Origin of the sequence: Rhizobium phaseoli, assembly GCF_010668805.1 — a bacterium.
Taxonomy (GTDB): Bacteria; Pseudomonadota; Alphaproteobacteria; order Rhizobiales; family Rhizobiaceae; genus Rhizobium; species Rhizobium phaseoli_A.
Map to the genome: position 1 here is coordinate 548143 of NZ_WUFT01000001.1, position 24588 is coordinate 572730.

At 62.0% G+C, this 24588-nt stretch carries 22 protein-coding genes and 1 pseudogene; 11 read left to right on the forward strand and 12 right to left on the reverse strand.

The features are described 5' to 3' along the window. Positions 1 to 234, reverse strand: a complete 234-nt coding sequence (locus tag GR197_RS02820) for a DUF2188 domain-containing protein (protein ID WP_164006499.1) — start codon at positions 232 to 234, stop codon at positions 1 to 3. A 63-nt stretch (positions 235 to 297) separates the two neighbouring features. Then, positions 298 to 557, reverse strand: a pseudogene (locus GR197_RS02825) (hypothetical protein). 145 nt (positions 558 to 702) lie between these two features. Between GR197_RS02825 and GR197_RS02830 the strand changes: the two are divergent. From GR197_RS02830 to GR197_RS02840, 3 genes are all read left to right on the forward strand, one after another. Beyond that, on the forward strand, positions 703 to 1131 hold the full coding sequence (locus GR197_RS02830) for an OsmC family protein (RefSeq protein WP_164006501.1): 429 nt from the start codon (positions 703 to 705) through the stop codon (positions 1129 to 1131). Positions 1132 to 1231: 100 nt separating this feature from the next. After that, a complete protein-coding gene (locus tag GR197_RS02835) occupies positions 1232 to 2668 on the forward strand; it encodes an FAD/NAD(P)-binding protein (protein ID WP_164006502.1) in 1437 nt (478 codons plus the stop codon). 114 nt (positions 2669 to 2782) lie between these two features. After that, the gene (locus GR197_RS02840) at positions 2783 to 3688 is read left to right on the forward strand and encodes a DMT family transporter (RefSeq protein ID WP_164006503.1); all 906 of its coding nucleotides are present in this window, start codon (positions 2783 to 2785) and stop codon (positions 3686 to 3688) included. A 19-nt stretch (positions 3689 to 3707) separates the two neighbouring features. Here GR197_RS02840 and GR197_RS02845 read toward each other — a convergent pair whose 3' ends face one another. Genes GR197_RS02845 through GR197_RS02865 form a run of 5 tightly spaced genes read right to left on the reverse strand, consistent with a single transcriptional unit; the run spans position 3708 to position 9668 of the window. Further along, complete coding sequence (locus GR197_RS02845; protein ID WP_204330008.1) at positions 3708 to 5327, reverse strand: VOC family protein; 1620 nt, start codon at positions 5325 to 5327, stop codon at positions 3708 to 3710. A gap of 21 nt (positions 5328 to 5348) precedes the next feature. Beyond that, positions 5349 to 6944, reverse strand: a complete 1596-nt coding sequence (locus tag GR197_RS02850) for a response regulator (protein ID WP_164006505.1) — start codon at positions 6942 to 6944, stop codon at positions 5349 to 5351. 4 nt (positions 6945 to 6948) lie between these two features. Further along, positions 6949 to 7374 (reverse strand): response regulator, encoded by a 426-nt coding sequence (locus tag GR197_RS02855; RefSeq protein WP_164006506.1) that lies wholly within the window; start codon positions 7372 to 7374, stop codon positions 6949 to 6951. After that, entirely contained in the window at positions 7361 to 9502 is a 2142-nt protein-coding gene (locus GR197_RS02860; protein ID WP_164006507.1) for a PAS domain S-box protein, read from the reverse strand. The genes GR197_RS02855 and GR197_RS02860 overlap by 14 nt, the downstream gene beginning before the upstream one ends. Continuing rightward, a complete protein-coding gene (locus GR197_RS02865) occupies positions 9492 to 9668 on the reverse strand; it encodes a hypothetical protein (RefSeq protein ID WP_164006508.1) in 177 nt (58 codons plus the stop codon). Before GR197_RS02865 ends, GR197_RS02860 begins: the two co-directional genes overlap by 11 nt. 28 nt (positions 9669 to 9696) lie before the next feature. Between GR197_RS02865 and GR197_RS02870 the strand changes: the two genes are divergently transcribed. The 3 genes from GR197_RS02870 to GR197_RS02880 all read left to right on the forward strand — a co-directional run bounded on the left by GR197_RS02870 (position 9697) and on the right by GR197_RS02880 (position 11726). Then, positions 9697 to 10074 carry a response regulator gene (locus GR197_RS02870; RefSeq protein ID WP_164006509.1) on the forward strand — a complete coding sequence of 126 codons (378 nt, stop codon included), beginning with the start codon at positions 9697 to 9699 and terminating at the stop codon, positions 10072 to 10074. Positions 10075 to 10553: 479 nt separating this feature from the next. Beyond that, positions 10554 to 11258, forward strand: coding sequence for a helix-turn-helix transcriptional regulator (locus tag GR197_RS02875; protein WP_164006510.1), 705 nt, complete (start codon positions 10554 to 10556; stop codon positions 11256 to 11258). 30 nt (positions 11259 to 11288) lie between these two features. Further along, positions 11289 to 11726 (forward strand): response regulator, encoded by a 438-nt coding sequence (locus GR197_RS02880; protein WP_164006511.1) that lies wholly within the window; start codon positions 11289 to 11291, stop codon positions 11724 to 11726. Positions 11727 to 11741: 15 nt separating this feature from the next. Here GR197_RS02880 and GR197_RS02885 read toward each other — a convergent pair whose 3' ends face one another. The 4 genes from GR197_RS02885 to ybaL all read right to left on the reverse strand — a co-directional run bounded on the left by GR197_RS02885 (position 11742) and on the right by ybaL (position 17519). Then, on the reverse strand, positions 11742 to 12458 hold the full coding sequence (locus tag GR197_RS02885) for a sensor histidine kinase (RefSeq protein ID WP_164006512.1): 717 nt from the start codon (positions 12456 to 12458) through the stop codon (positions 11742 to 11744). A 178-nt stretch (positions 12459 to 12636) separates the two neighbouring features. Beyond that, positions 12637 to 15183 carry a protein translocase subunit SecD gene (gene secD, locus GR197_RS02890; RefSeq protein ID WP_164006513.1) on the reverse strand — a complete coding sequence of 849 codons (2547 nt, stop codon included), beginning with the start codon at positions 15181 to 15183 and terminating at the stop codon, positions 12637 to 12639. 83 nt (positions 15184 to 15266) lie between these two features. Next, entirely contained in the window at positions 15267 to 15647 is a 381-nt protein-coding gene (locus GR197_RS02895) for a hypothetical protein (protein WP_164006514.1), read from the reverse strand. Between the two features lie 54 nt (positions 15648 to 15701). Further along, on the reverse strand, positions 15702 to 17519 hold the full coding sequence (gene ybaL, locus GR197_RS02900; protein WP_164006515.1) for a YbaL family putative K(+) efflux transporter: 1818 nt from the start codon (positions 17517 to 17519) through the stop codon (positions 15702 to 15704). Between the two features lie 79 nt (positions 17520 to 17598). Here ybaL and GR197_RS02905 point away from each other — a divergent pair, with 79 nt between their 5' ends. Beyond that, a complete protein-coding gene (locus tag GR197_RS02905) occupies positions 17599 to 17853 on the forward strand; it encodes a helix-turn-helix transcriptional regulator (protein ID WP_164006516.1) in 255 nt (84 codons plus the stop codon). 24 nt (positions 17854 to 17877) lie between these two features. Here GR197_RS02905 and GR197_RS02910 read toward each other — a convergent pair whose 3' ends face one another. Continuing rightward, positions 17878 to 19299, reverse strand: coding sequence for an ArnT family glycosyltransferase (locus tag GR197_RS02910; RefSeq protein WP_164006517.1), 1422 nt, complete (start codon positions 19297 to 19299; stop codon positions 17878 to 17880). Positions 19300 to 19922: 623 nt separating this feature from the next. On the opposite strand from GR197_RS02910, the gene GR197_RS02915 reads away from it, so the two are divergent. The 4 genes from GR197_RS02915 to GR197_RS02930 all read left to right on the forward strand — a co-directional run bounded on the left by GR197_RS02915 (position 19923) and on the right by GR197_RS02930 (position 24585). Next, a complete protein-coding gene (locus tag GR197_RS02915) occupies positions 19923 to 21551 on the forward strand; it encodes a globin-coupled sensor protein (protein ID WP_164006518.1) in 1629 nt (542 codons plus the stop codon). 63 nt (positions 21552 to 21614) lie between these two features. Continuing rightward, a complete protein-coding gene (locus GR197_RS02920; RefSeq protein WP_164006519.1) occupies positions 21615 to 21911 on the forward strand; it encodes an STAS domain-containing protein in 297 nt (98 codons plus the stop codon). Then, positions 21908 to 22273: a chemotaxis response regulator CheY1 gene (gene cheY1 / locus GR197_RS02925; protein WP_003545492.1), complete on the forward strand. Its 366-nt coding sequence runs from the start codon at positions 21908 to 21910 to the stop codon at positions 22271 to 22273. The genes GR197_RS02920 and cheY1 overlap by 4 nt, the downstream gene beginning before the upstream one ends. A gap of 17 nt (positions 22274 to 22290) precedes the next feature. Next, positions 22291 to 24585 (forward strand): chemotaxis protein CheA, encoded by a 2295-nt coding sequence (locus GR197_RS02930; protein ID WP_164006520.1) that lies wholly within the window; start codon positions 22291 to 22293, stop codon positions 24583 to 24585. Positions 24586 to 24588: the final 3 nt, after the last annotated feature.

Consider the following 24588-nt stretch of genomic DNA (forward strand, 5'->3'; position numbering starts at 1 on the left):
TTAAAGCCGGCTGTTGCTCTTATCGGTTTCGATTTCCTGAAATGCCCAGCCGCCGCCATCGGCTGCGGGATAGGCGAGCAGCGCGTCGCCATCGCCGATCTTCTGGCGTGACGCTGCGTCTTTGGCATGGACGATCGCCTCATCGGCCGTTGCATAGGTTTCCGAAAGCGTGTCGCCGAGCTTATAGGCCCAGCCATTGTCGTGCGGCACGACCTGATAGGTGATATCGGTCATTTCGGATCTCCTCTCTTTTCGTTTTCACGCAATTCCGAATGCAAACCGCTGCTGGAATTGCGCCTAGTTCCGATTTGGTTGCGCCGCTCGTCGAGGGCGATGATCTTCTCCAGCGAAGCGATATCCTCGCTGGTGACGACAGGAACCGGATCGGCAGCGATCGCTTCCAGCACTTCCTTCGAGACGGCGCCGTTGCGGATCGCCCATTCCAGCGTTTCGCGCGTTTCCCGCTCGGCTTTCAGCTGCGCATAGAGCGCAACGATCAGCCGATCGCGGGCATCCATGCGCCCGCTTTGACGGTCCACGTTGCGGACATCAGGCATCGCAATTCACCTTTGTCGCTGATTTCGTTCAGGTGTAATCAACTGATAGGGAATGGAAAGGTTCCGAAACCGCCGGGCGGCTCTTGCCCGTTGCGGCGCCGGCTGGAAATTGCCATCTCCAAGCGTTCGTCAAAAGGATTTCATCATGGTCGATCTCAAGGCCCGTCCCCGCCCGACCGGCGCCACCGCCGTTCTCGGCCGCACCGGTTTTCCGCATGTCACCTCCGCCACCAGGGGTGAGATCGATATCGTCACCTCGCCCTCGCAGCCGGGCTTCAATCCGCTCGATCTGCTCTATGCCTCGCTCTCTGCCTGCCTCGTGCTCAGCGCCCGCATGGCCGCCAGCCAGATCGGCGTTCTCGACAAGATCGGCGAGATCACGGCCGAGGTCACCGGCGAGAAGGCGACGGAAGGTCTTTCGCGTGTTGCCAGGTTCAATATCGCCTTTTCGATCAAGGGCGACATCGACGAGGAAACCCGGCAGAAGATCGTCCGTGCAGCCGAGGATGAAATCTGCACGGTGAGCAATACGATCCGCGGCAACCCCGATTTTTCGACGACGATATCGGTATAGATTGAATCTATATAATATTTATAGACAATTGCCGGCGGAGGATTGCGCGACCCATGCCCGGCTTCTATGCTTGGGCATCGAAAGCGATAATCCGGCCACCATGCAATCCAAGCTTTTCCCGAAGTCCGAACGGCCTGTCGTCGCCATCATCGGCGGCGGCGTCTCCGGCGCCGGCGTCGCCTATCACCTCGCCCGGGCGAATTGCGGCGAGCCTCCCGTTATCCTGGTGTTCGAGCCGCGGGCCGAGCTCGGCCGCGGCCTGGCCTACGACACGGCCGATCCCGCCCACCGCATCAATGTCCCTGCCGCCAAGATGAGCCTGCAGCCCGGCGACCAGGGCGAATTCCAGGCCTGGATCGAAGCCCGCGGCGCCGTCGCCGGCGACCCTCATGCCAAACAGCCTGATGGCTCGCTCTTCCCGCGGCGCCGGCTGTTCGGAGATTATGTCGCCTCCCTGCTGAAGCCGCTCGTGGAAGATGGTCGTGTGCGGCATTGCCGGGCGGCGGTGACCGGCGTCGAGCGCCGTGCAGGCCGCTGGACGATCCGCGACGACAAGGGCGGCGTGACCGAGGCCGATATCGTCGCGATCGCCACCAGCCATCCGCCGCCGGCAACCCCCGGGCGGTTGGCGAGCCGGCTTGCAGCCCATCCCCGTTTCGTCGCCGATACCACCAAATCAGGCGCGCTCGAGGTGATCCGGCCGCATGACCGGGTACTGGTCATCGGCAACGGCCTGACGGCCGCCGATGTCATCGCCTCGCTTGCTGAGCGCGGACATGACGGTCCGGTGACCGCCATCTCGCGCCGCGGTCTGCGTTCGCGCGGGCACGCGCCGGTGCCGCAGCCGCTCTTTGGCGACTTCGTCGTGGATGCGGCACATTCCGCCGGCTCGCTGCTGGCAAGGATCCGCGCCGCCATAAAAGCGGCGAAGGCTGAGGGCATTAGTTGGCACGGCGTGATCGATCAGGTACGGGCGCAAGGACACGATCTCTGGCAGGCGCTGCCGCTCACCGAGCGGCGCCGTCTCGTCCGCCATCTGCGCCCCTATTGGGATGTGCACCGCTTCCGCATCGCGCCGCAGGTCGAGGCCGTGCTCGACGCCGCGATTGCCATGGGCCGCCTTGAGATCCTGGCCGGTTCGGTCGCCGATGCGCGCATCGAAGGCCAATTCATTCTGTGCACTCTGCAGCCGCGTCATCAGCGCCAGCCGCTGGAGCAGCGCTATGACGCCGTCATCGTCACCACTGGCCCTGCCCATGGCGGCATCCTCGAAACCCAGCCTTGGCTTGCAGCCCTTGCCGCAAGCGGACACCTGTCGCTCGATCCAACCGGCCTCGGCCTTGCCTGCACCGAGCATTCCGAGGCAATCGGCCTGTCGGGAACGGCCGATCCTTCGCTGCTGATCTCCGGCCCGCTGGCGCGCGGCACATTCGGCGAATTGATGGGCCTGCCGCAGGTGACCGAGCATGCCTTCTTCGTCGCGTCCGAGATCGCCGGCAAGCTGCGGGCGACCTCTGAAAATATCTGCCCGGTCTGATTATCCATCGATCTGTCGCTCCTCGACTGTCGCGGGCAATCGACTTCTGATAGTTCCTCGCGGGTATTATCCCGCCGCCGAGCATCCGGGTGGCCCAGAAGAAGCATCAAGATCATGTCGCAGGCTGCCAGCACCCTTTCCGAAGCTTCGCCTCGCAATCGCCTCGCCCTCGCCGCCCTCATTCTGGGCGGGGCGGCGATCGGCGGTTCGCCAATCTTCGTCCGGCTGTCCGAAGTCGGACCGATGGCCACGGCCTTCTGGCGCGTGGGGTTGGCGCTGATCCCGATCTTCATTGTTTCGCTCATGAAAAAGGATGCGGGCCCGAAGCCGCAGAGCCTTTCCGATTACGGCATGCTGATCCTTCCGGGCGTCATGCTGTCGCTCGACCTCGCCGCCTGGCACCTTTCACTCACCATGACCTCGGTTGCCAATGCGACGCTGCTTGCCAACCTCGCACCGGTCTTCGTCACGGTGATCGCCTTCGTCTTTTTCGGGGCGAGGATCAGCGGCGTTTTCCTGCTCGGGCTTGCCCTGGCACTGGCAGGCGTCGTCGTTTTGAAGGGCGGGCCGGCAGCCATCGGCAATGGCGGCCTCAGCGGCGATGGCATCGCGATGATCGCCGCCTTCTTCTATGCCTGCTACATCCTGGCGATCGGCAGGCTGCGCAGCCGGTTCGATACGATCAAAATCATGCTGTGGAGCACGGCGTCCGCCGCCATTTTCATCTTTCCGATCGCTTTCTTCTACGAAGGTCAGATGCTGCCGGCGACCGTCTATGGCTGGTCGATCCTCTTCGGTCTCGCCTTTATCAGCCATGCCGGCGGACAGGTGGCGATCACCTATGCGCTGGCCTATCTGCCGCCGGCGTTTTCCTCTTTGACGCTGCTGCTGCAGCCGGTCGTCGCGGCAATCCTTGCCTGGGCGCTGCTTGATGAGGCGATCGGGACGATGCAGGCGCTCGGTGTTGCCGTCGTGCTCGCCGGCATCATGGTTGCCCGCGCTTCTCGCGTTCAGGTTTAGCCGTCTTCGGAAACGACGCTCAGCGATTTTCCTGCAGCAGCCATTTCTGGATGATCGGCACGTCGGCATCGCCGAGATCGTGGCCGCCGGGAATGACGTCGGAATCGACGGTGGCGCCCGAACTCTTCAGCCGCGCTTCCAGCTCGCTGGCATATTTGCCGTAGGCATCGGTCTTGCCGCTGATAACGAGCAGGTCGGTGCCTTTGAGATCGGCATGCGGATAGTCGCTGAGAACCGGCATGGAGCGCAGCAGCACCGCCTTGTGAACCAGGTTCGGGTGCAGGTAGAGCAGCGAATTCAACAGGTTGGCGCCATTGGAATAGCCGACATAGACGACTTTCTGAGGGTCGAGCCCGTAGGATTTGACGGCACCCTCGATAAACGCCGCGAAGGCCTCCGCCTCGGTCTTGATGTCGTTCTGATCGAAAGAGAAGGGGGTAAGGCGCTTGTACCAGCGCGGAAAACCTTCCTCCGTCGCGCGGCCGCGCACGCCAAGCAGCGTCGCACGCGGTGCCGCCTTGTTGAGCAGCGGCATCAGCGTCGTCTCATTGCCGCCGGAGCCGTGCAGCAGCACGAAGACGCTGCCGTCGGGATCCGGCGGCGTATAGAAGCGATGGACGAATGGCAATTCGCGGTAATTGATGCGTGGCTGGCCGGGCATCGCAAATTGCGGCAGCATGACCTTCAGGTCGTGGAGATTGGTGATCGCTTCGGGCGGCGCGAAGAGCTTGGTCCCAAGGGCGGCGTGCTCTTCGTCAACGAGCATGCCCGGCTTGTCGGTCGCCAGTTCTATCAGCGTGCCGCCGGGCTCGCGGGCGTAAAGCGAGCGGAAATATTTTCGGTCGTGCATGTTGGTCGGCGAGGCGTCGGTCGCCTCGAGTGCCGTGCGGACGGAATGCAGCGTCTCCTCGTCCGCGGCGCGGAAGGCGATGTGGTCGATCGTGCCGGTACCCGGCGCGCCGGACCAGAATCCACGTGCGTCGCGCACGTCGATGACGTCGCCGGATTGCGAAATCAGCCTGTCGATGGTGCCGCGATTGGCCAGGAAACGGTAACCGAAATGGCTCTCGATGAAGCTGCGGCTCTCAGCCGGCTTCTCCGTCAGCATGGTTGCGCCGCGCACGCGCTGGACGGCATGTTCGGCCGGGATCGAGGCGCCGTCCCAGGCCGCCGGCGATGTGAGGGTCTTTGCGCCCGCGAGCTTGAGAATGATGTTGTCGGGGTCCTTCAGCCTGAGCACAGGCTCGCCGAATTCATCGGCCGGCCCTTCCGAGCGCAGGCCGAAACTCATGGCGCGCGTCAGCCAGTAGCCGATGCTGGCGGGGTCGATCGACAGTGATATTTCGCTGATCTGGCCGAAGCCCGCCCGGCCGGGCGCACCATCTTCCCAAGCGAGGAAGGTGAGGAGCGACCCAGGCGTTCCTGCAGAATCCCCGTAAAAGAGATGAAGTTGTGTCGCGTCCTCATAGCCGGCCGTCTGCTTGACGAGCCGCATGCCGAGAAAACCTGCATAGAAGTCCACGTTCGCCTGCACCTTTCGGGTGACGGCCGTCACGTGATGTATGCCTGATACCATCGGGAGCAGTCCTGATTGAAGCGGTGTCGCCAGGAGCGCGAGTATGAGAGCTACGAAGGTCATACCGTTGCCAATGAGCACCGCTTAGTTTTGTTCCGCACAAAGCGCAAGCGAATCGCCGCGCTGCAGCAATTCCAAATGTTCAACATCTTCGAGTGCCTCTTCGAGTTGCTGCAGGGTCGGCGGCTTGACCATATAGGCGCGCGCGCCGAGATTTCTGGCCCGCTGCCGGTCGCTCTCATCGCCTGAGGTGCTGAGAATGCAGACGGGAATCTGGTTGAGGCGGATATCGGCGGAAAGCGCACGCAGCACCTCGAAGCCATCCATGATCGGCATGTTGATGTCGAGCAGCATCAGGTCGATTTGCGGCACATCGGCGATACCGGCGCGTTCTTCGAGCAGCCGCATCGCCTCGCGTCCGTTGGTGGCGACATGCAGGTGGAAATCCACCTTCTCCCGCCGCATCAGCTTGATCTTCAGAAGCTGGATGTCGGCCGGGCTGTCCTCCACCAACAGCACTTCGGCGAGCCTGCCCGCACCTTCGCCTGGCTGCTCCGCCGGCTTGCTGTTGTGCGGGATGGCCGAAACAGCGGGCGGCGCGGTGCTCGTCTCGGCGAGCGGCACGTCGAGAATGAAGGTGGCGCCCGGCCCGCTTTCCGCCTCGCACCAGATCGAGCCGCCATGCAGCTGCGCGATGCGGCGGCAGATGGCAAGGCCGAGCCCGGTGCCCTCGATGCCGCGGCCGACGAGGCGCTTGAATGGCTGGAAGATCAGTTCGCGATGCTGAGGATCGATGCCAGGCCCGTTGTCACGCACGGTGAGGCGGCAGAAATCGCCGTGCGCTTCGCCCGAGATCGTGACCTCCGGAACCTTCTGTTCGCAGTATCGGATGGCATTCGACACGAGATTCTGCAGCAGCTGGGTCAGCAGCGTCGCATCGCCCATGACCTCCGGCAACGCCCCGCGGATGATGACGGCGCCGCGGCTTTCGGTCTGTTGGCGCAGATTGTTCTCCACCTGATCGAGCACATCAGAGAGTGAGACCGGCGTCAGCACCGGCCCGCCGGAGGCCTCGAGCCTGGTGAAACCCGACACCTTGACGATCAGATCTTCCATATGGTCGGCGGCGCTGAGCACGTAGTCGAGCAGTTCCCGGTCGTCGGCCGGAAGCGCTGCAGAACCGTGCAGGATGCGGCTGAAGGACTTGATCGTCCTGAGCGGCTCCTTCAGATCATGGGCCATGGCGCGTGTGAAGATTTCGAGCGATTGCCGCTTCTGCTCCAGCTGCGCTTCCAGCATGCCGTGCATGATGGCGTTCTGGATGCAGCGATGCAGTGTTTCGGGCGACAGCGAATCCTTCGTCAGATAGTCGCGCGCGCCGCTCTTCATCACCTCTACGGCGACGGTTTCGTTGCCCTGGCCGGTGAGCATGATGACGTTGGCGGCGGGATCGTTCTCCAGGATATCGGCAAGAACGCCGAGTCCGTTGCGCCCCGGCAGCGAATAGTCGAGCAGGATGCAGTTCGGCCGTTTCCGGCCGTTCAGCGCAAGGCCCTCCTCACCCGTTTCTGCCTCCAGGACGGAATAGGCGGTGCTGGAGACGCGGCTCAATATGCGGCGATAGACCTCTCGATCGTCGATATTGTCGTCGATGATGAGAATGCTGCAGTTTTCCGCCAATCTGTCAGTCCTCGAGCGGCAGGATGGCGATTTCGAACCAGTATTCCTTCAGCCGCTGGATCGCTCCGAAGAGCCCGTCGAGATCGACTGGCTTCTGCACATAGGTATTGGCGCCGAGCGCATAGCAGCCTTCGATATCGCGTTCGTCGTCGGAGGTGGTGAGGATCACCACCGGGATTTTGCGCCAGCCGGCGTTCGACTTGATCGCCTCCAGGGTCTTGCGACCGTCAAGCCCCGGCATGTTGAGATCGAGCAGGATCAGTCCGGGTTTCGGCACCATCGCGGCAAGCATGTCGAGCGCTTCCTGGCCGGAGGAGGCCCAGCGGATCGAGTTGCGCAGGTTGGTGCGTTTGAAGGCGCGCATCGTCGCTTCGAAATCATCTTCGCTGTCCTCGACGATCAGGATGGGTTGCGTGTCACGCTGCTGCATTCTGCCCCTCGCGCTTTTTTCCCAGAGTAAAGTAGAATGTCGTGCCGGCCCCGACCTCGGATTCCAGCCAGATATCGCCATTGTGCCGCGCGATAATCTTGCGGACGAAGGTGAGGCCTGCTCCAGTGCCGTCGTCGGAATCCTGCGACTTTTCCAGCCGTTTGAAAATGCGGAAAATGTCCTCATGGAATTCCTGGGGTATGCCCTTGCCGTTATCCCTGACGAAAAACACGTTGCGGGCGACGGTACCGTCCTCGCCGACGAACCGATCGAGATAGCCGATCGAAACGAGCGGTGCCGACTTGTCATTGTATTTGATCGCATTGGTGATGAGATTGCGGAACACCTCGGTCAACCGCGGCGCGTCGCAGACCACATCAGGCAACTGGCCGTCGATGATGACCTTAGCATGCCGCTCCTCCAGCAGGAGTTCCATCGTCGCAACGACATCCTTGACGATCAGACCGATATCGGTGCGTTTGACCGCCAGCTGCTGCCGTCCGAGCCGGGAGAAATAAAGCAGGTCGTTGACGAGTTTTTCCATGCGCTGGCTGAGGCGCACCAGCCGGTTCAGTCGACGCACGCCGTCGTCGTCGAGTTTGTCCTCATAGTCTTCGAGGAGAAAACGCGAGTGGTTGTGCAGACCGCGCAGCGGTTCCTTGAGATCATGCGAGGCGATATAGGCGAATTCGTCGAGGTCGTGGTTGCTGCGTTCGAGTTCGGCTGTATAGGCCTCGAGCTGGGCGAGTGTCGTTTTCATCCGCTCTTCCTGCCGTGACCGCTCGCTGATGTCGCGCACGATGCCGACGAAGATCTTCGTATCGCCGGTGGCGACGGCGCTGATGGAAACGTCGATCGGAAAGACGATGCCGCTGTTGCGCCGTCCGGAAACCATGCGCGTCTTGCCGATGATACGCTCCTCGCCGGTCCGCCGGTAATGGGCGAGATAGCCGTCATGCTCGGAATGGTAGGGTTCGGGCATCAGCATCTTGATATTCCGGCCGATCGTCTCCTGCGGGGAGTAACCGAACATGCTTTCAGCCGCCGGGTTGAAGCTCCTGATCGCCCCACTCTCATCGATGACGATGACGGCATCGGGCGTGCCGCGAACCAGCGCGCCGAAACGGACCCGCTCGGTTTCGAGGTTGTGATTGTTGCGCATGAAATAAAAGATGAGGATCGCGATCAACCACAGCGTCGCGACCGTGATCGTGCGGTTGGCGATCTCCTGCCAGAATGCTGCCTCGTCGTGCTTGACGGCGAAAAAGCCGAGCATCAGCAGCACGGTGCAGGCAAAGGCGAAGAAAAGCGGCGCGTTCCGGTTGCCGAACCAGAGCGCCGTCAGCACCAGCGGCACATAAAGAATGCCGTTCGCAACACCGAGCGGCGTATAAAGATCGACGAGGAGGCCGGTGAAGCAAACCGCAGCCGGGATCCAGAGCGGGATCTGAACTCGGTTTGCCGGCAGCAACCACCAGGAACGAGCGAGAAGCCCCGAGCCGAAGATCACGATGCCGATCGCCGTATGCACCGCCATCGCCGCGTAAGGCCCCCAGCGGTAACCCTGTTCGGCATCGGTGACATAGCTGGCCAGCGCGATCATGCCGAGGGTGATGACGACGTAGCTCGTCAGCTCCTGCACCACCTGGCTTTTCCTCACCGCGTGGAGAGAGAGCAGCAGCGAAAGATTGGCGATCAGGAAGACCAACGCCGTGTTCGGCCCCATGCCGCCGCCGATCTGCGCGATGAAATCGGGCGGGATGACGAAGCGGGTGATCAGCAGGTCGACATTGTGGAAGGCCCGGCCGAGCGTCGCGATTTCGACGAGCCGGGCCGCGGCGACTGCCGCTGCAAACCCTGCCATGATCGTTGCCGCGATCCGAAAACGACGAGCAGCCAGCGTCGAGGTGGCAAGTCCCGCGCCTGACAGTACGAAGCAGAGCGCGGTGTTGAAGGCCATCGATGGAAAGCCGGGAACAAGCGAAATGATCACCGCGATCTGCAGCAGCCAGCCGGCAACAGCGCTCATGCCGAGCAGGACCATCAGGCCGCCAACCGCAATCGCGAAGCCACGGTAGCGCCACCGCCTCCGTTGGTCCTGCAGGTCCACGTTGGACTCATCCTGCACGCGTCGTGTCCTCCTCGGTTCGCGCGGCCATTTTTTCCGAAATCGAGGAATACTCAATAGGCAGGGGAGGGCGGTGCTGCGCTTTTTGCGAAATGATTTTTCGATAAGATGGATCGAATTTTCGTGAAATCGCGATATCGTGACGTTGAAGGACAGCGAAGATCATTCGAACAATATCCAAATCACGGTGCTGAATGCCTACCATAATTTACGTCGACGACAGCAGGGATGATCTCTTCTATCTCGACTATATCCGCAGGAAGCAGCAGATAGAGGTTGATCTATTCTGTTTTTCGACCGCCGAGACGGCGCTGGCGGCGCTGGAACAGCGCGCGGCGGAAGGCTGGGCCTTGCCGGAGCTGCTGGTCGCCGATCTCTACATGCCGCTCGACAGCGGCATTGCCTTGGTGAGCAGGCTGCGTCGGGACGATCGTTTCAAAGCGATGCGGCTCGCCGTCTGCAGCGGCTCGGATGCTGCCGAGGATCGCGCGCGCTCACTTAAGGCCGGCGCCGATGCCTATCTGGAAAAGCCGCTTGACCTCGCCAGCATTCTTCTCAATCTTGAGATGTAGGAAACGGCGAGCGCCCGGCAACCCATACTCCATTCTTTGTCCAAGCCATATGACGAACCGCAATTGACAAGGTCGAGGACGCATCACAAGATGCAACCGACGTGAAGGAAATGGTACGCAAAATAAGCGTTGAGAGAACCGATTAACCCGCGTTCGCCGCCACGAACATCAGCCAACCCCTTAGCTGAATAGGCCTGTCGGCTCTCTCGCGCTTACGTCTGGCACTGCCTTACTGCATTCATGGATGTTGAATACAGGAAGAATACGATACCCAGGTAAGAACTACTGCCCTCAGTAAAATCTGCCCGTGCATCACTTGTCGTTGAGATAATTGATGATTTCCGCCTTAGATATCGAAAGTCCCCGTTTTCGATATTCGTCATCAACCGTCTCGCAATTTTTGTAGCTCTTCGCGTTAAAGACGTATATCCCAAGATTTCGGGATTGAAGGCATTGGCGGGAGGAGAGGAAGAGTGGGAATGAACAATGCCCCGGCAATTCCCTTTCACGCCGGACCGGAGCTGAGCCGGGCGATCAACCGCACCGATTTTTTCCGGCTGCTGAAGTCGGCGGCGCAGCACTATAACTTCGATCATTTCGCGCTCGCCCGCATCTCCGAGGCTTCGGCCCCTTTCGCCGAACGCGATGTCGTCATCACCAATGTTGCCGAGCGGCGTGTCGGCCTTTTCATCACGACGTTGAAGGAAGCGCTCGGGACCGTCCGGGCAAAGTCCGCCCAGTTTCTGGCCACACCGGTTCACGGCAGGAGCGCACAGCCGAAAGACTATCGGTCCGATCTCGTTTTCAACGAGTTCCTGAGTGGCGTCTTTTTGTTCATCCCGCTGTTCACGCCGGAAGGGCGGCGCTATTGCCTCGTGCTCAGCGGCGAGCGCCAGGAGCCGGATCAGAGCGAAGTCGCCGACATGCTTCTCGACGCCATGCGCATTTTCGACAAGCTTTATGAGGAAATCTTGACGCAGGAAATGTCCGGACGGCTGACCCAGCGCGAGCAGGAAATTGTCAAATGGACGAGCGAAGGCAAGACGTCGGCTGAGATCGCCATCATCCTCGGTCTTTCCGAACATACGGTCAATTCGCACATCACCGCAGCCGCGCGCAAACTTGACGCCGTCAACCGCGTTCACATGGTGGCGATCGCCTTGAGGAATGGTTTGGTGTCGTGACGTTGGTTTCGGGATTGGGGAAATGAGACGATGACCACCGAAACGGGCCGAAGGAACGCCGTAAAGGTTCTGTTTGTCGACGACGAATTCATCGAATTCCGTGCGCTCAAGAAGAAGATCGCGGATCTCTCCGAGCCGGCCGTCGAGGTTGAATATTCGCCATCGATCGGTGACGCGCTGGAAAAGATCCGCTTGGCGCGTTTCGATCTCATCCTGCTCGACAATCGCCTCCTGCCGAACGCCGATTTCCGTGAGACGGTGCCGGAACTGCGCGGCATCGGTTACACCGGCCCGATCGGCGTCGTCTCGACCGATATATCGGGCGGCTATTTCCAGGAATTCCCGAATTACGGCGTCGATTTCCGCATCGGCAAGGATGAAATCGATGCCCAGACGCTGCAGCACATCATCCGCGAATATGTGACCTATGACGTCCCGGATTTCTGGAAGGACGACTACAGTATCTGAAACGATGCCGTAAGCTCAGGCGATCGGAAGGCGGATGGTGAAGCGGCTGCCGCTCGCATCCGAATGTTGGAGGCTGAGATCGCCGCCAAGCGCCGTCAGAAATTCCCGCGCTGTCGTCAATCCGAGGCCGGCGCCCTGGACCGCTCCCGGCTTCGGCAATTTCCAGAACGGCTCGAAGATCCGCTGCTGATGAACCGGTTCGATGCCCATCCCATTGTCGGAAATCAGGATGAACCAATCGATCCCCATTCGCTCGGCTGCAATGGCCACATGCGGCGGCGCTTCGCTGCGATAGGTGAGGGCATTGGTCAGCAGATGCCGCAGCACCAGGCCGAGCAGGGCAGGATCGGTCCGGATGGAGGGCAGGCCTTGGCTTTCAAGCGTCGCATCGCGCACCGCCATTTCGTCGGTCAGCTCGCCCCAGACATTTTCGGCCAGCGCCTGCAGGTCGACCTCCTCCGGCGTCACCTGAGGTGTTCCACCGGCAAGGCTCATCAGTGCCTTGGTCAGGCGCTGCGCGGCTTGCGCCTTCTCCATGATCATTCTGAGGCTCTGAAGCTGTTCGCCGTCGAGCGTTCCCTCAAGGTCGTCGAGCAGCAGCTCGGCATACATGGCGATATGACGCAGCGGCGATTGCAGGTCGTGCGACGCGGTTGCGAGAAAACGCTTGATGCGCTCCTCGCTATCGCCGGCAACGTTGGTTTCCTGCGGTCTCGTCGGGTCGGATGACATTGCGATTCCCGATCTTTTGGCGGAGAATTCCGAAAGCGGAATCCGGATCTGACTTATTGAAGTAGAGCATGATGCCGAAAACGCTCACATTTTTCGCCACCGCGCTTTAGCCGACAATAGAAAGAGGGCGCCGGTTCTGCAACCGGCGCCCTCTTCAAGATGCGTTTACACGCGGATTTTAGCTCGCTGACTTGCGCGGGCGACCCTGTTCCGGCGGGATGATTTCGACTGCGCCATCGGTTGCCGGTGCCTTCGCATGGCGGCGGCGCCAGTCGCCGAGGAAGAGCAGGATCGGTGCCGCGATGAAGATCGACGAGGCGCCGGCCACGAGAATGCCGAAGACCATCGGGATCGCGAAGCTTGAGACGGCGCTGCCGCCCCAGATCGCCATCGGCACTAGGGCGAGGAAGGCTGTCGCATTGGTGTAGAGGCTTCGCGCCAGGGTCTCGTTGATCGACTTGTCGATGATCTCGCGCAGCGGCATCGACTTATAGAGCCGCATGTTTTCGCGCATGCGGTCATAGACGACGACCTTGTCGTTCACCGAGTAACCGACGAGCGTCAGGATGGCGGCGATGGCCGTCAGGTTGAAGTCGAGGCCGGTGATCGCGAAGAAGCCGATCGCCTTGGTGACGTCGAGCACCAGCGTGACGATGGCGCCGACGGCAAACGGCCATTCGAACCGCACCCAGATGTAGATGAGCATCGCGAAACTGGCGATCACCACCGACAGGATGCCGGCCCAGGCAAGCTCGCCGCTGACCTTCGGACCGATGACGTCCGTGCCTTCGACGGTGGCGCCCGGATCGATCTTGGCGACTTCGGCCTTCAGCTTGGTCACCGCCGCCGTCTGCGCCTCTTCGCCGCCTTCCTGCCGTTGAGCACGCACAAGAATGCTGTTTTTGTCGCCGAAAGACTGCAAGGTGATTTCGCCGAGGCCGAGAGTGTTCAGGCCATCGCGAAATGTGCCGAGATCGGCCGGGCCGCTGGTCCTGACGGACATCTGGATGCCGCCGCGGAAATCGACGCCGTAATTCAGACCCGGATGAATGAAGAGGATAACGGAGGCAATCGAAAGCAGCGCCGAAACGGTGACCCCGAAGAAGCGCGCCTTCATGAACTGAATGTGCTTGTCATAGGGGCTGAACGGGATCAGCGGCCGGATGTTCAGCACCTTGAGCTTGCTGCGGCGGGTGATCTCGATCATCGCGACGCGCACGAAGGCGACCGAGGTGAACATCGAGATGATCAGGCCCAGCGCCATGGTCACGGCGAAGCCGCGAACCGGCCCGGAGCCGAAATAAAACAGGATGGCCGCAGCGATCAAGGCCGTCATATTGCCGTCGATAATGGTCGAATAGGCACGGCGGAAGCCGGTATCGATGGCGGCGAAGGCACTCTTGCCCTTGCGCGTTTCCTCGCGGATGCGCTCATTGATCAGAACGTTGGCGTCGACGGCAAGACCGATGCCAAGCACGACACCGGCAATGCCCGGCAGCGTCAGCGTCGCACCCACCAGCGTCAGGGCCGAAAAGGTCAGGATCGTGTGGATCAGCAGCGCGATATTCGCCAGCACACCCCAAGAGCCATAGAGAACGAAGATGAACAGTGCGACGAGCGCAAAGCCGACGAGGCCGGAGTAAATGCCCATCTTGATAGCATCGGCGCCGAGGTCGGCGCCGACGGTGCGTTCTTCGATGACCGTCAGCTTGGCGGGCAGGGCGCCGGCGCGCAGCATGGCGGCAAGCGTCGTTGCGCTGTCGGCCGAGAAGCTGCCGGAGATCTGGCCGGAGCCGCCGGTGATCGGTTCGCGGATATTGGGTGCGCTCAGCACCTTGTCGTCGAGGACGATGGCGAAGGGATTACCGACATTCTGGCGGGTGATTTCGGCAAAGCGGGTGGCGCCGGCGCTGTCGAAGCGGAAACTGACGACCGGCTCGTGCGTGTTCGGGTCGAAGCTGACGCGGGCATCGGAAAGGCGGTCGCCGGAGAGTTCGACGCGGTCGAGAACAGCATAGGACCGGCCTTCTTCATCCTGCATCATGGTGATGCCCGGGCCGGGCTGGTTGTTCGGCGCCACCATGTGGAACGACATCTTTGCCGTGGAGCCGAGAAGTTGGCGCAGCCGCGTCGGATCCTGTGCGCCGGGCAACTGCACGAGCACGCGGTTGGCGCCGATGCGCTGGATGGTCGGCTCGGAGACGCCGACCTGGTCGACACGCTGGCGGATGACTTCAAGGCTCTGCTGGACGGCATTGTCGACATTGGTCGAGATGCCGGCCCGGGAGAAGCCGATGGTGATCGTGGCGCCGTTCGCGGTGACATCAAGATCCGTCTGGCCGGCGCTGATGCCGGTGCTGATCGGATTGGCGAGCGTCTTGAGGTCGGTGACGGCGGCATCGCTCTGCGCGGCATCGGCGAGCGTGACGACGATCTGGTTCTGGCTGCGGACGACGGCCTTCGGCTGGATGCCCTTTTCGCGCAGCACGCGGCGTGCGTCCTGAAGCAGCGATTGCAGCCGCTCCTTGGTCAGGTCCGCTTCGTCGACTTCCAGAACGAGATGCGAGCCGCCGCGAAGGTCGAGGCCGAGCGACACCTGTTCATGCGGCAGCCATGCCGGAACGCGCTGAAGGACGGATTGTGGCAGGACGTTCGGCAGGGCGATCAATAGGCCGAGAAAGATGATCACCGAATAGGTGAACACCAGCCATGGTGAAGTACGCATGTTGTATTCCTTAGATAATCGGGGGCCGGCGCTCGGGCGCTGGCGGCATGTCGTCAGATGTCGGAAGCGCCTCGGCGCAAACGTCAGGCAGCAGCCGGCGGTGCGCGCGGCTGATGGGTCCTGGAGACCGCGGCATGAAGCGGAGCTTCGGATGCCGGAAAAGCGGCCGATATGTTCCATCCGGCGAAATCGACAACCGGGGCAGCGACAAGGGCGGGCGATCCGGCATCATGAGCTGCCTGCTTCGGCGCAAGCCTGCGCTCGGTGGCGAGCAGCCCGCGCACGGCATCGCGCGCAGTCAGCTGCGGCGGCTGCGGATCACGGCCGGAGGAGGAAAGCGTATTGACGGCAGCGGCCGGCGAGATGACCAGATTGCCGCCGAAAAGCAGGCCGAGATAGGCAAGGATGGCGACGAGGAGAGAAGCGGCGACACGGTTGGTCAGACGGTGCTGATCCAGCTCCATCCTCTCCGTCCCGGCGATGTCACTCCCGTATCGGCTCAAAAGCGCGCCAATCTCTCATTCTCTTTGCGGCGGAGCGTTATCCGCCGGGATAATTGTATCAGGCCCACGCTCGTCTTCATAGGGCACACTCTCATGATGCACTTGGGCGAGCCGGTCAACCATTCCAAGCGCGATTTCACGCTCGCCCATGATGACGGTGTCGGCGCCATAGTGCTTCAATTCATCGACCTCGGCGTCGGAATGGGCGCGGGCGACGATGAGGATCGACGGATTGACGCTGCGCGCCTGCTCGGCGATGCGGCAAGCCTCGAAGGCGTTCGGGATGGCGATGGCAATGCTGCGGGCGCCGGAAAGGTTGGCGAGGTCGAGCGTTTCCCGCATCACCGCATTGCCCATCAGGGTTTCAATACCCTGAGCCTTCAACTCACCGATGCGCTTGTCGGAATCCTCGATGACGAGGAAAGGTGTGGCTGACGATTTGAGATTCTGCCCGACGATGCTGCCAACCCGCCCGTAGCCGACGAGGATGGCGTGGCCGCTGAGAGCGGTCGGGTGCACCTCGTCGTCTTCCGGCGGCACCTCTTCCTGGGCTGCGATCGCATCTGCAGCGGGAGGAGCGGCCGCCGCCTCTTCCCGCTTTGCCCCGTCCCGCGGCGGCCGCACGCGGTCGCAGAGGAAGAACAGCAGCGGATTGAGGATGATCGAGATGATGGCGCCGGCAAGGATCAGATCACGGCCTTCCTCCGGCAGTAGCCCGAGTTCGACGCCGAGGGCGGCGAGGATGAAGGAGAATTCGCCGATCTGGCCGAGGCTGGCCGAAATCGTCAGCGCCGTGCTGAGCGGCTTCTTGAAGGCGAGCACGATCAGAAGGGCGGCGACGGATTTGCCGATAACAATGATGAAGAGGGTGGCGAGGATCGGCAGCGGCTTGTCGATCAGGATGTTCGGATCGAACAGCATGCCGACCGAGACGAAGAAGAGCACGGCAAAGGCGTCGCGCAGCGGCAGGCTTTCCTGTGCGGCGCGATGGCTGAGCTCGCTTTCGGCAAGCACCATGCCGGCAAAGAAGGCGCCGAGCGCCAGCGACACGCCGAAGAGCTTTGCCGCTCCGAAAGCGACGCCGAGCGCGATCGCCAGCACACCGAGCCGGAACAGCTCGCGCGACCCGGTATGGGCGATGCGGTGCATCGTCCATGGAATGAGCTTGCGGCCGAAGATCAGCATCAGCGCCACGAACAGCGCCACCTTCACCAGCGTCATGGCGATCATGCCGCCGATGCCGAGATCGAGGCCCAACAGGCGGTTCAGCCCGGCCGAGAGCGGCTCGACAGGCGCGTGACCCTCACCGCCGATGCTGGCTGCGGCCGGGATCAGCACCAGCGCCAGCACCATGGCGAGATCCTCGACGATCAGCCAGCCGACGGCGATCCTGCCGCGCTCCGTTTCGACCAGGCGCCGCTCCTGCAGCGCTTTCAGCAGCACCACGGTTGAAGCGACCGAAAGCGCCAGGCCAAAGACCAGGCTGCCGCCGGTCGGCCAGCCCATGAAGGCGCCGAGCCCCCAGCCGAGCAGCGTCGCAAAGGCGATCTGCGCAATTGCGCCGGGCACGGCGATGCCGCGCACCGACAGCAGGTCTTTCAGCGAAAAGTGCAGGCCGACGCCGAACATCAGCAGGATGACGCCGATTTCGGCAAGTTCCGGCGCCAGGCTTTGATCCGCCACATAACCCGGCGTATGTGGTCCCACAAGCACGCCGGCAATCAGATAGCCCACCAGCGGCGGCATCCGCAGCCGATGGGCAAGCGCGCCGAAGACGAAAGCCAGCACGAGGCCGCCGACGATTGTCGAAATCAAGGGCGTATCGTGTGGCATTGCTGTCTCCCGATCTGGAAATCCCGTTTGCAATATGACATATATGGTCTATGTCGACCAATATGGGTAAATTAGGATTATGGGTCAAGGCGCAAGGGAAACAATTCTCACTCCCGCACTCTGCCGCGCGGCGCGCGGATTGCTCGATTGGACCCAGACCGATCTTGCCGACAGAGCCGCCGTCTCGCGCAGTACCATCCGCGATTACGAGGGGCGCCACCACGATATCCACCGCGCGACGGAGGCGCAGCTGCGCCTCGCCTTCGAGGACGGCGGCGTCAAATTCGTCGAGATTGATGGGGCGGGTACCGGCCTCTGCCTGTCCACGCCATAATTCCTCAAATCGGAATCGATCGACTCAGGGCGCCAGGCAGGTGGCGGAGACCCTGTAGACGGAGAGCGACTTGCCCCTGTAATAGCCCTCCGTGGGCTGCCAGTTCTTCAGAACCTCGGGCGTTTCCGCGGCGCAGGTCAGGGACCCATCCGTCAGGAAAAGCACTTTGCCGGTGATGTCGGCAGGGAGAGCGAATTCCTGTTCGTAATAGCTTTCCGGAAGGCCGGTCGGCGCCCGTGCATAGATCCGGTAGGATGCATCGCGCAGCGTATAGAAAAGATCGGCGACCATGTCGCGATTGTCGGTGACGATGATGTCGGTGCCGGCCTGAGCCGCGAGTGCGGCAGCCTCGCGGCTGACCTCGGCGCGGCCGAGATAGCGCTTCATCAACTCGTCGCCGTTCGGCAGCAGCAACTGCTGCGGAAAGATCGTCGCCAGCGGAAATAGCAGACTCGCGATGCCGTTGATGGTGAGCGATAGTCTCAGGCCCTTCGGCCACATCCGGTAAAGCAGCCAGACGGCAAGGATGGTGCCGGCGACATAGGCGGTCACCGCCCAGTTGGCATAGGCCTTGGCGACCGTTGCCTGCAGCGTGATCAGCACCACCACCGGCATCGACAGCCAGACCAGCATCTCTTCCCGATCGTCGCTCCTGCTCTTGATCATGCGATAGACTGCCCAGAGCATCGCAAAGAAGATGATCGGCCCGACGACGCCGAATTGGGCGGAGAAGAATTCAAACCCGCGACGGAGATTGATGCCGAGTTCGCTCCAGTGGGCGATGTCCTGCGTATGCCGCACCGTCGTATTGTTGTGCTGCAGGTTCCACCAGAGGTTTGGCAAGGCAACCACCGCCGCGACCGCGACCGCAATGATGAAATCCCGGATGGCGATGCGCGCCGCCGGAATGAAGAGGAGAGCAAGCGCGCCGCCCGGAACGACGAACAGCACGGCATATTTCGTCAGGAAGGCGAGGCCGACGCCGAGGCCCATGACGAGCGCGAGCCCCACCGAGCGACGCTGCGTCAAGCCGAAATAGGCAAGCAAGGTGATTGCGGTGAAGAACAGCAGGATCACGTCGGTCGAGAAGAATACCGAGGAAAGCGCGACGCCCGGGAGGGTAATGTAGGTCGCCCCCGTCCAGCCTTCGATCTCCGGGCCGACGAAACGCTTTGCGACCTTCATCAGAACCAGTGCCGCCGCCATGTGGATCAGCGGTCCGGACAGCCTGATCCAGTAGATGGCGTTGGAGCCGGAAAGCTCGGTCATTCCACGGATCACCCAGGCGATCATCGGCGGTTTGGAATAATAGCCGAGATCGAGATTCTGCGCCCAGAACCAGTACTGCGCCTCATCGACGAACAGGTCCGTCCGATCGAAAGCTAGCGTGACGACGCGCCAGAGCGTGAAGCCAAGAACGATGAGGAGACCGGATCTGGGGGACATAAGCGAGTGTTCCGCTGACATGAAAGGCGCCAGTGCGATACACCAAAGGTGCCGGACTGCCAACGGGCAGGTGAGGCTTTTAGAACACCCGAAGCGCGCGGATATCGCGGTTTGCAGCGAGGAAATCGAGGCGTGCGACGGCGGCGAGCAGCGTCATTGCAATCAAGCAGGAACCCAATCCGAGAACAATCATTGCTCTGTCCTTGTCGACGTCATGTCTTGGTCATCGACCGGCGTATATCACGGGGCTTGCGTGTGCCTTGTAGCAGCCGTGCAACTCTTCGGCAGTATTTGCAGTGAACGGCCTTGAATTGCTTCAAAAGCCGGCGCTGCCAAAGGCTTATTAACCTTCAAGCAAGGAATTAACCATAAACATTGGCTTACACGTCGGAATGGGAAGATTCACTCGTTCCCACCAGGCATGACGCCGTCCCGCCGTACCGGGTTGATCCGGTATCCATCTCTTCAGACAGCTCCGAACCTAGCTGATCAGGGGGCTTCGATCCGCCGGTTGTGACCGGTGGTGAGGACCGTCTCCAGACCTGCGATTCACCGGATGCTGCAAAAGTTTTTGGCCGGGCTTTCGCTCGGAATGTGGTCGGGGACAGGCGTTGAGGCAGGACATGCCATCAGATCAGGCTCGTGGAGCGCAGGCAGGCAGCTTGCGCGACCGCCTGCGCTTTGTCGGTCTCGATGCCGACCAGTGCGAGCTGGTGCGCCGCAACCGGCCGGCCCTCGAAGCGCATTTGAAGGCAGGTCTCAGAGATCTGTTCCACAGGTTCCAGTCATTCCCCGACGCCGCGCGCAATTTCGAGAGCGAGCGCCAGGTCGAGCGCCTGCATGATCTGCAGTCCTCGCACTGGGATGTGCTGACCGATGCGCGGTTCGACAGTCTCTATGCCGAGCGCGTCAAGGTTCTCTCCGATACCGAAAGCAAGATCGGCCTCGATCCGCGCTGGCACGTGGCCGGCCACGGCGTCATGCTCGAGCACGTCGTTTCCGGTCTCGCCGAGCAGATCGCCGGCCGCCCGCTGCTGCCGTCCGCCAAGCGTCGCACCCGCGAAATCTCCGATCTGATGACAGCGATCATCCGCATCGTCATGGTCGATGTGGAAATCGCCGTCTCGCTCCGCTTCAACGCCCAGCGCGCCGCCGAACAGCGCGCGCTTGCCGATCAGCGCGCCGATAACGAGGCCGAGATCGTCAGGATCTTCGGCGATGTCATCGAAGGCCTGTCGGCACGCGACCTGACGCAGCGCGCGCCCGTCGACGGAGCCCATGCCCCGATCGCCGCCGCGCTGAACGGCGCATTGGATGGCCTCCAGGCCGAGTTCACCGCCATCACCGAGCGCACGCTCAAGGCCGAAGCGGCGACAGGCGCGCTTGCCGGCCTGTCCAGGCAGTTCGCCGGCACGGCTTCGGGCCAGGCCGACCGGCTGCAGCTTTCTGCCGCTGCCCTTGCCGGTATCGCCGGCAGTGTCCGCGACGGTGCTGCCGACAGCCGCACTGCCGAACAGGCCGCCGCCTCGACGCGCGCCGCCGTCGAACAAAGCGGCGAGGTCGTCGGCCGCGCGATCAGCGCCATGGCCGACATCGAGCAGTCAGCCGAAAAGATCGGCCAGATCATCGGCGCGATCGATGAGATCGCCTTTCAGACCAATCTTCTGGCGCTGAACGCCGGCATCGAGGCCGCTCGCGCCGGCGATTCCGGCCGCGGTTTTGCCGTCGTCGCCCAGGAAGTCCGGGCGCTGGCCCAGCGCTCGGCCGAAGCCGCCCGCGAGATCAAGACGCTGGTGACGACGACCAAGGCCCAGGTCGACGCCGGCGTGCAGATGGTCGGCCGCACACAGGATTCGATTGGCAGCATCGTGCGTCAGGTCACCGACATCAATGCCGCCATCGCAGGCATCGCCACCCGAACCGGCGAACATGCCGCAAGCCTCGACAGCGTGACTTCAGACATCAAGGGCCTGGGTGGCGAGGTGGCGGGCAGCGCCGGTCTTGCCGAGCGCTCCGCCGAAGGTGCCGACCACCTCCACACCGTCATTCTGGAACTCGGTCAGACGATTCGCGAATTCCGCATCGCCCGGGAAAACGCCAGTGCCGGGCGCCCGGCGCCGGCTCGTGTGACGCCGCCGCGCGCCATCGAAGCAGCCGCGCGTCCGGCTGTGACCGAAGACGAATACGAAAATGATGATTTTAGCCTTCCGCAGGCCTTCGCGAGCGTCGGAGGTGGGCGGAATGTTTACTAACCTATCGGATGATTGCCTCAGCTCGTCTTCTCGGGCCGGCGACAAGGGGACAAGGAAAAGCTGATGGCAGCAAAGAAGAGTGGCAAAACGCTGGATTTGACAGCGGTGCTCGACCTCAACGAGGCTTCCGCCTTGCGCGATAAACTCCTCTCCCTCAGGGGCAGCGGTCTGTCGATCGACGCCTCAGGCGTCGAACGGATCGGTGCTCTTTGTGCCCAGGTTCTGATGTCCGCCGAGAAGACCTGGGCGCTGGACAAGCAGCCATTCACCTTCTCCAAGGTGTCCGACGCATTTCAGAAAACCATGCAGCTGGTTGGTGTCAACTTTGATCACCTGCTTGCCAAGGAGATTCGGCAATGAAGAAAAAAGTTCTTACCGTGGATGATTCCCGCACCATCCGAAACATGCTTCTCGTGACGCTGAACAATGCCGGCTTCGAGACGATCCAGGCGGAAGACGGCATCGAGGGTCTCGAAGTTCTCGAAGAGTCCAATCCTGACGTCATCGTGACTGACATCAACATGCCGCGGCTCGACGGTTTCGGTTTCATCGAAGGTGTCCGCCGCAACGAGAAATATCGGGCGATCCCGATCCTGGTCCTGACCACCGAGAGCGACGCGGAAAAGAAGAACCGCGCCCGCCAGGCCGGTGCCACGGGCTGGATCGTCAAGCCTTTCGACCCGGCCAAACTGATCGATGCCATTGAGCGTGTAACCGCTTAAACCCAGGATTTGCACCGATGGATATGAACGAAATCAAAGAGATCTTTTTCCAGGAGTGCGAGGAACAGCTCGCCGAGCTGGAATCCGGTCTGCTGAAATTGAATGATGGCGATCGCGATCCGGAAACCGTCAATGCGGTGTTCCGTGCCGTGCATTCGATCAAGGGTGGCGCCGGCGCCTTCGGCCTTGATGATCTGGTCGCCTTCGCCCATGTTTTCGAGACCACTCTCGATTGCGTTCGATCCAACAAGCTTGAGCCGACCCAGGACGTCCTGAAGGTGATGCTGAAGTCGGCCGACGTGCTCGCCGACCTGACGAATGCTGCGCGCGACGGCGGCAGCGTCGATGAAAGCCGCAGCCGAAGCCTGGTCAAGGAGCTCGAGGCGCTGGCCAACGGTGAGTTGCCGTCTCCCTCGGCATTGGCCGAGGCGCCGGCCGCAAAGCCCGTAGCCAAGGCCGTTCCGGCCGCTGCGGCGCCGACAGCCAAGCCCACCGACGAGAGCGGCTTCCAGCCGGTCCCCTTTTCCTTCGACGATTTTGGCGGCGAGGGCGATGCGGGTTCCGACATGCCGGCCTATGAAATCACCTTCAAGCCGCGCTACGAACTCTATTCCAAGGGCAATGACGCCACGCTGCTGCTGCGCGATCTCTCGCGCCTCGGCGAAATGACCATCTATTGCAATACCGATGACCTGCCGGGCCTCGAGGAACTTGATCCGGAAGGCGCTTATTTCTTCTGGAACGTCACGATCAAGACGGACAAGGGCGAGGACGCCATTCGCACCGTCTTCGAATTCGCCGAGTGGGATTGCGAATTGTCGGTGAAGCCGGTCGAGGACGCAAGGGCCGACGCGACCAGCAACGACGAACTGCCGATGGTGCCGGTTCCCTTCGATCTGTCGATCCTGGATGAGAGCGGCGCAACGGAAGAGGTTTCCGCCTCCGCAAGGGCCGAGGAGACGGCCGCAGCCGTTGCCGCCGCCGAGATCGCCTCCAACGTCACGCAGATGGCCTCAGCCGCCGCCCGTGTCGAGAAGAAGGAATCGGCCGCCGCAGCAGCCGCGGCTGCAAGTGCCGCCGCCCAGAACAACGCCGCCGCCGGCGCCGGCCAGACGATCCGCGTCGATCTCGACCGTGTCGACCGCCTCATCAACCTCGTCGGCGAACTGGTCATCAACCAGGCGATGCTGTCGCAGAGCGTCATCGAGAACGATACGACCGGCACCTCCTCGATCAATATGGGTCTGGAAGAGCTGCAGCAGCTCACCCGTGAGATCCAGGACTCGGTCATGGCGATCCGCGCCCAGCCGGTGAAGCCGGTGTTCCAGCGCATGTCGCGTATCGTCCGCGAAATCGCCGACATGACCGGCAAATCGATCCGCCTCATCACCGAAGGTGAAAATACCGAAGTCGACAAGACTGTCATCGACAAGCTGGCCGAGCCGCTGACCCACATGATCCGCAATGCCGTCGACCACGGCATTGAAACGCCTGAAAAGCGCGCGGCCGCCGGGAAGAACACCGAGGGCACGGTCCGCCTGACCGCCAAGCATCGTTCGGGACGCATCCTGATCGAGCTTGCCGATGACGGCGCCGGCATCAACCGCGAGAAGGTCCGCCAGAAGGCGATCGACAACGACCTCATCCCGGCCGATTCCAACCTGTCTGACGAAGAAATCGACAACCTGATCTTCCTGCCGGGTTTCTCGACGGCCGACAAGATCTCCGACATCTCCGGCCGCGGCGTCGGCATGGACGTCGTCAAGCGCTCGATCCAGGCGCTCGGCGGTCGTATCAACATCACCTCGAAGCCCGGCCACGGCTCGGTCTTCACCATGAGCCTGCCGCTGACGCTCGCCGTCCTCGACGGCATGGTGGTCACCGTCGCCGGCCAGACCTTGGTCGTGCCGCTGACTGCGATCGTCGAAACCTTGCAGCCGGAAGCGGCCGCGATCCACTCCTTCGGTGCAAACCACCGGCTAATCTCGATTCGCAACAGCTTCTGCCCGCTGGTCGATGTCGGCCGCATCCTGAACTTCCGTGCGACCCAGGCCAACCCGGTCGAGGGCGTGGCGCTTCTAGTGGAGTCCGAAGGCGGCGGCCAGCGCGCCCTGATGGTCGACGCCATCCAGGGTCAGCGCCAGGTGGTCATCAAGAGCCTGGAAGCCAACTACACCCATGTGCCGGGCATTGCCGCCGCGACCATTCTCGGCGACGGGCGCGTCGCTCTCATCCTCGATGTCGACGCGGTTGTCGGCGCCTCGCGCGGCCAGTCGCTCAAAGCGGAAATGTCGTTAGCAGCGGTAGGATAAGGC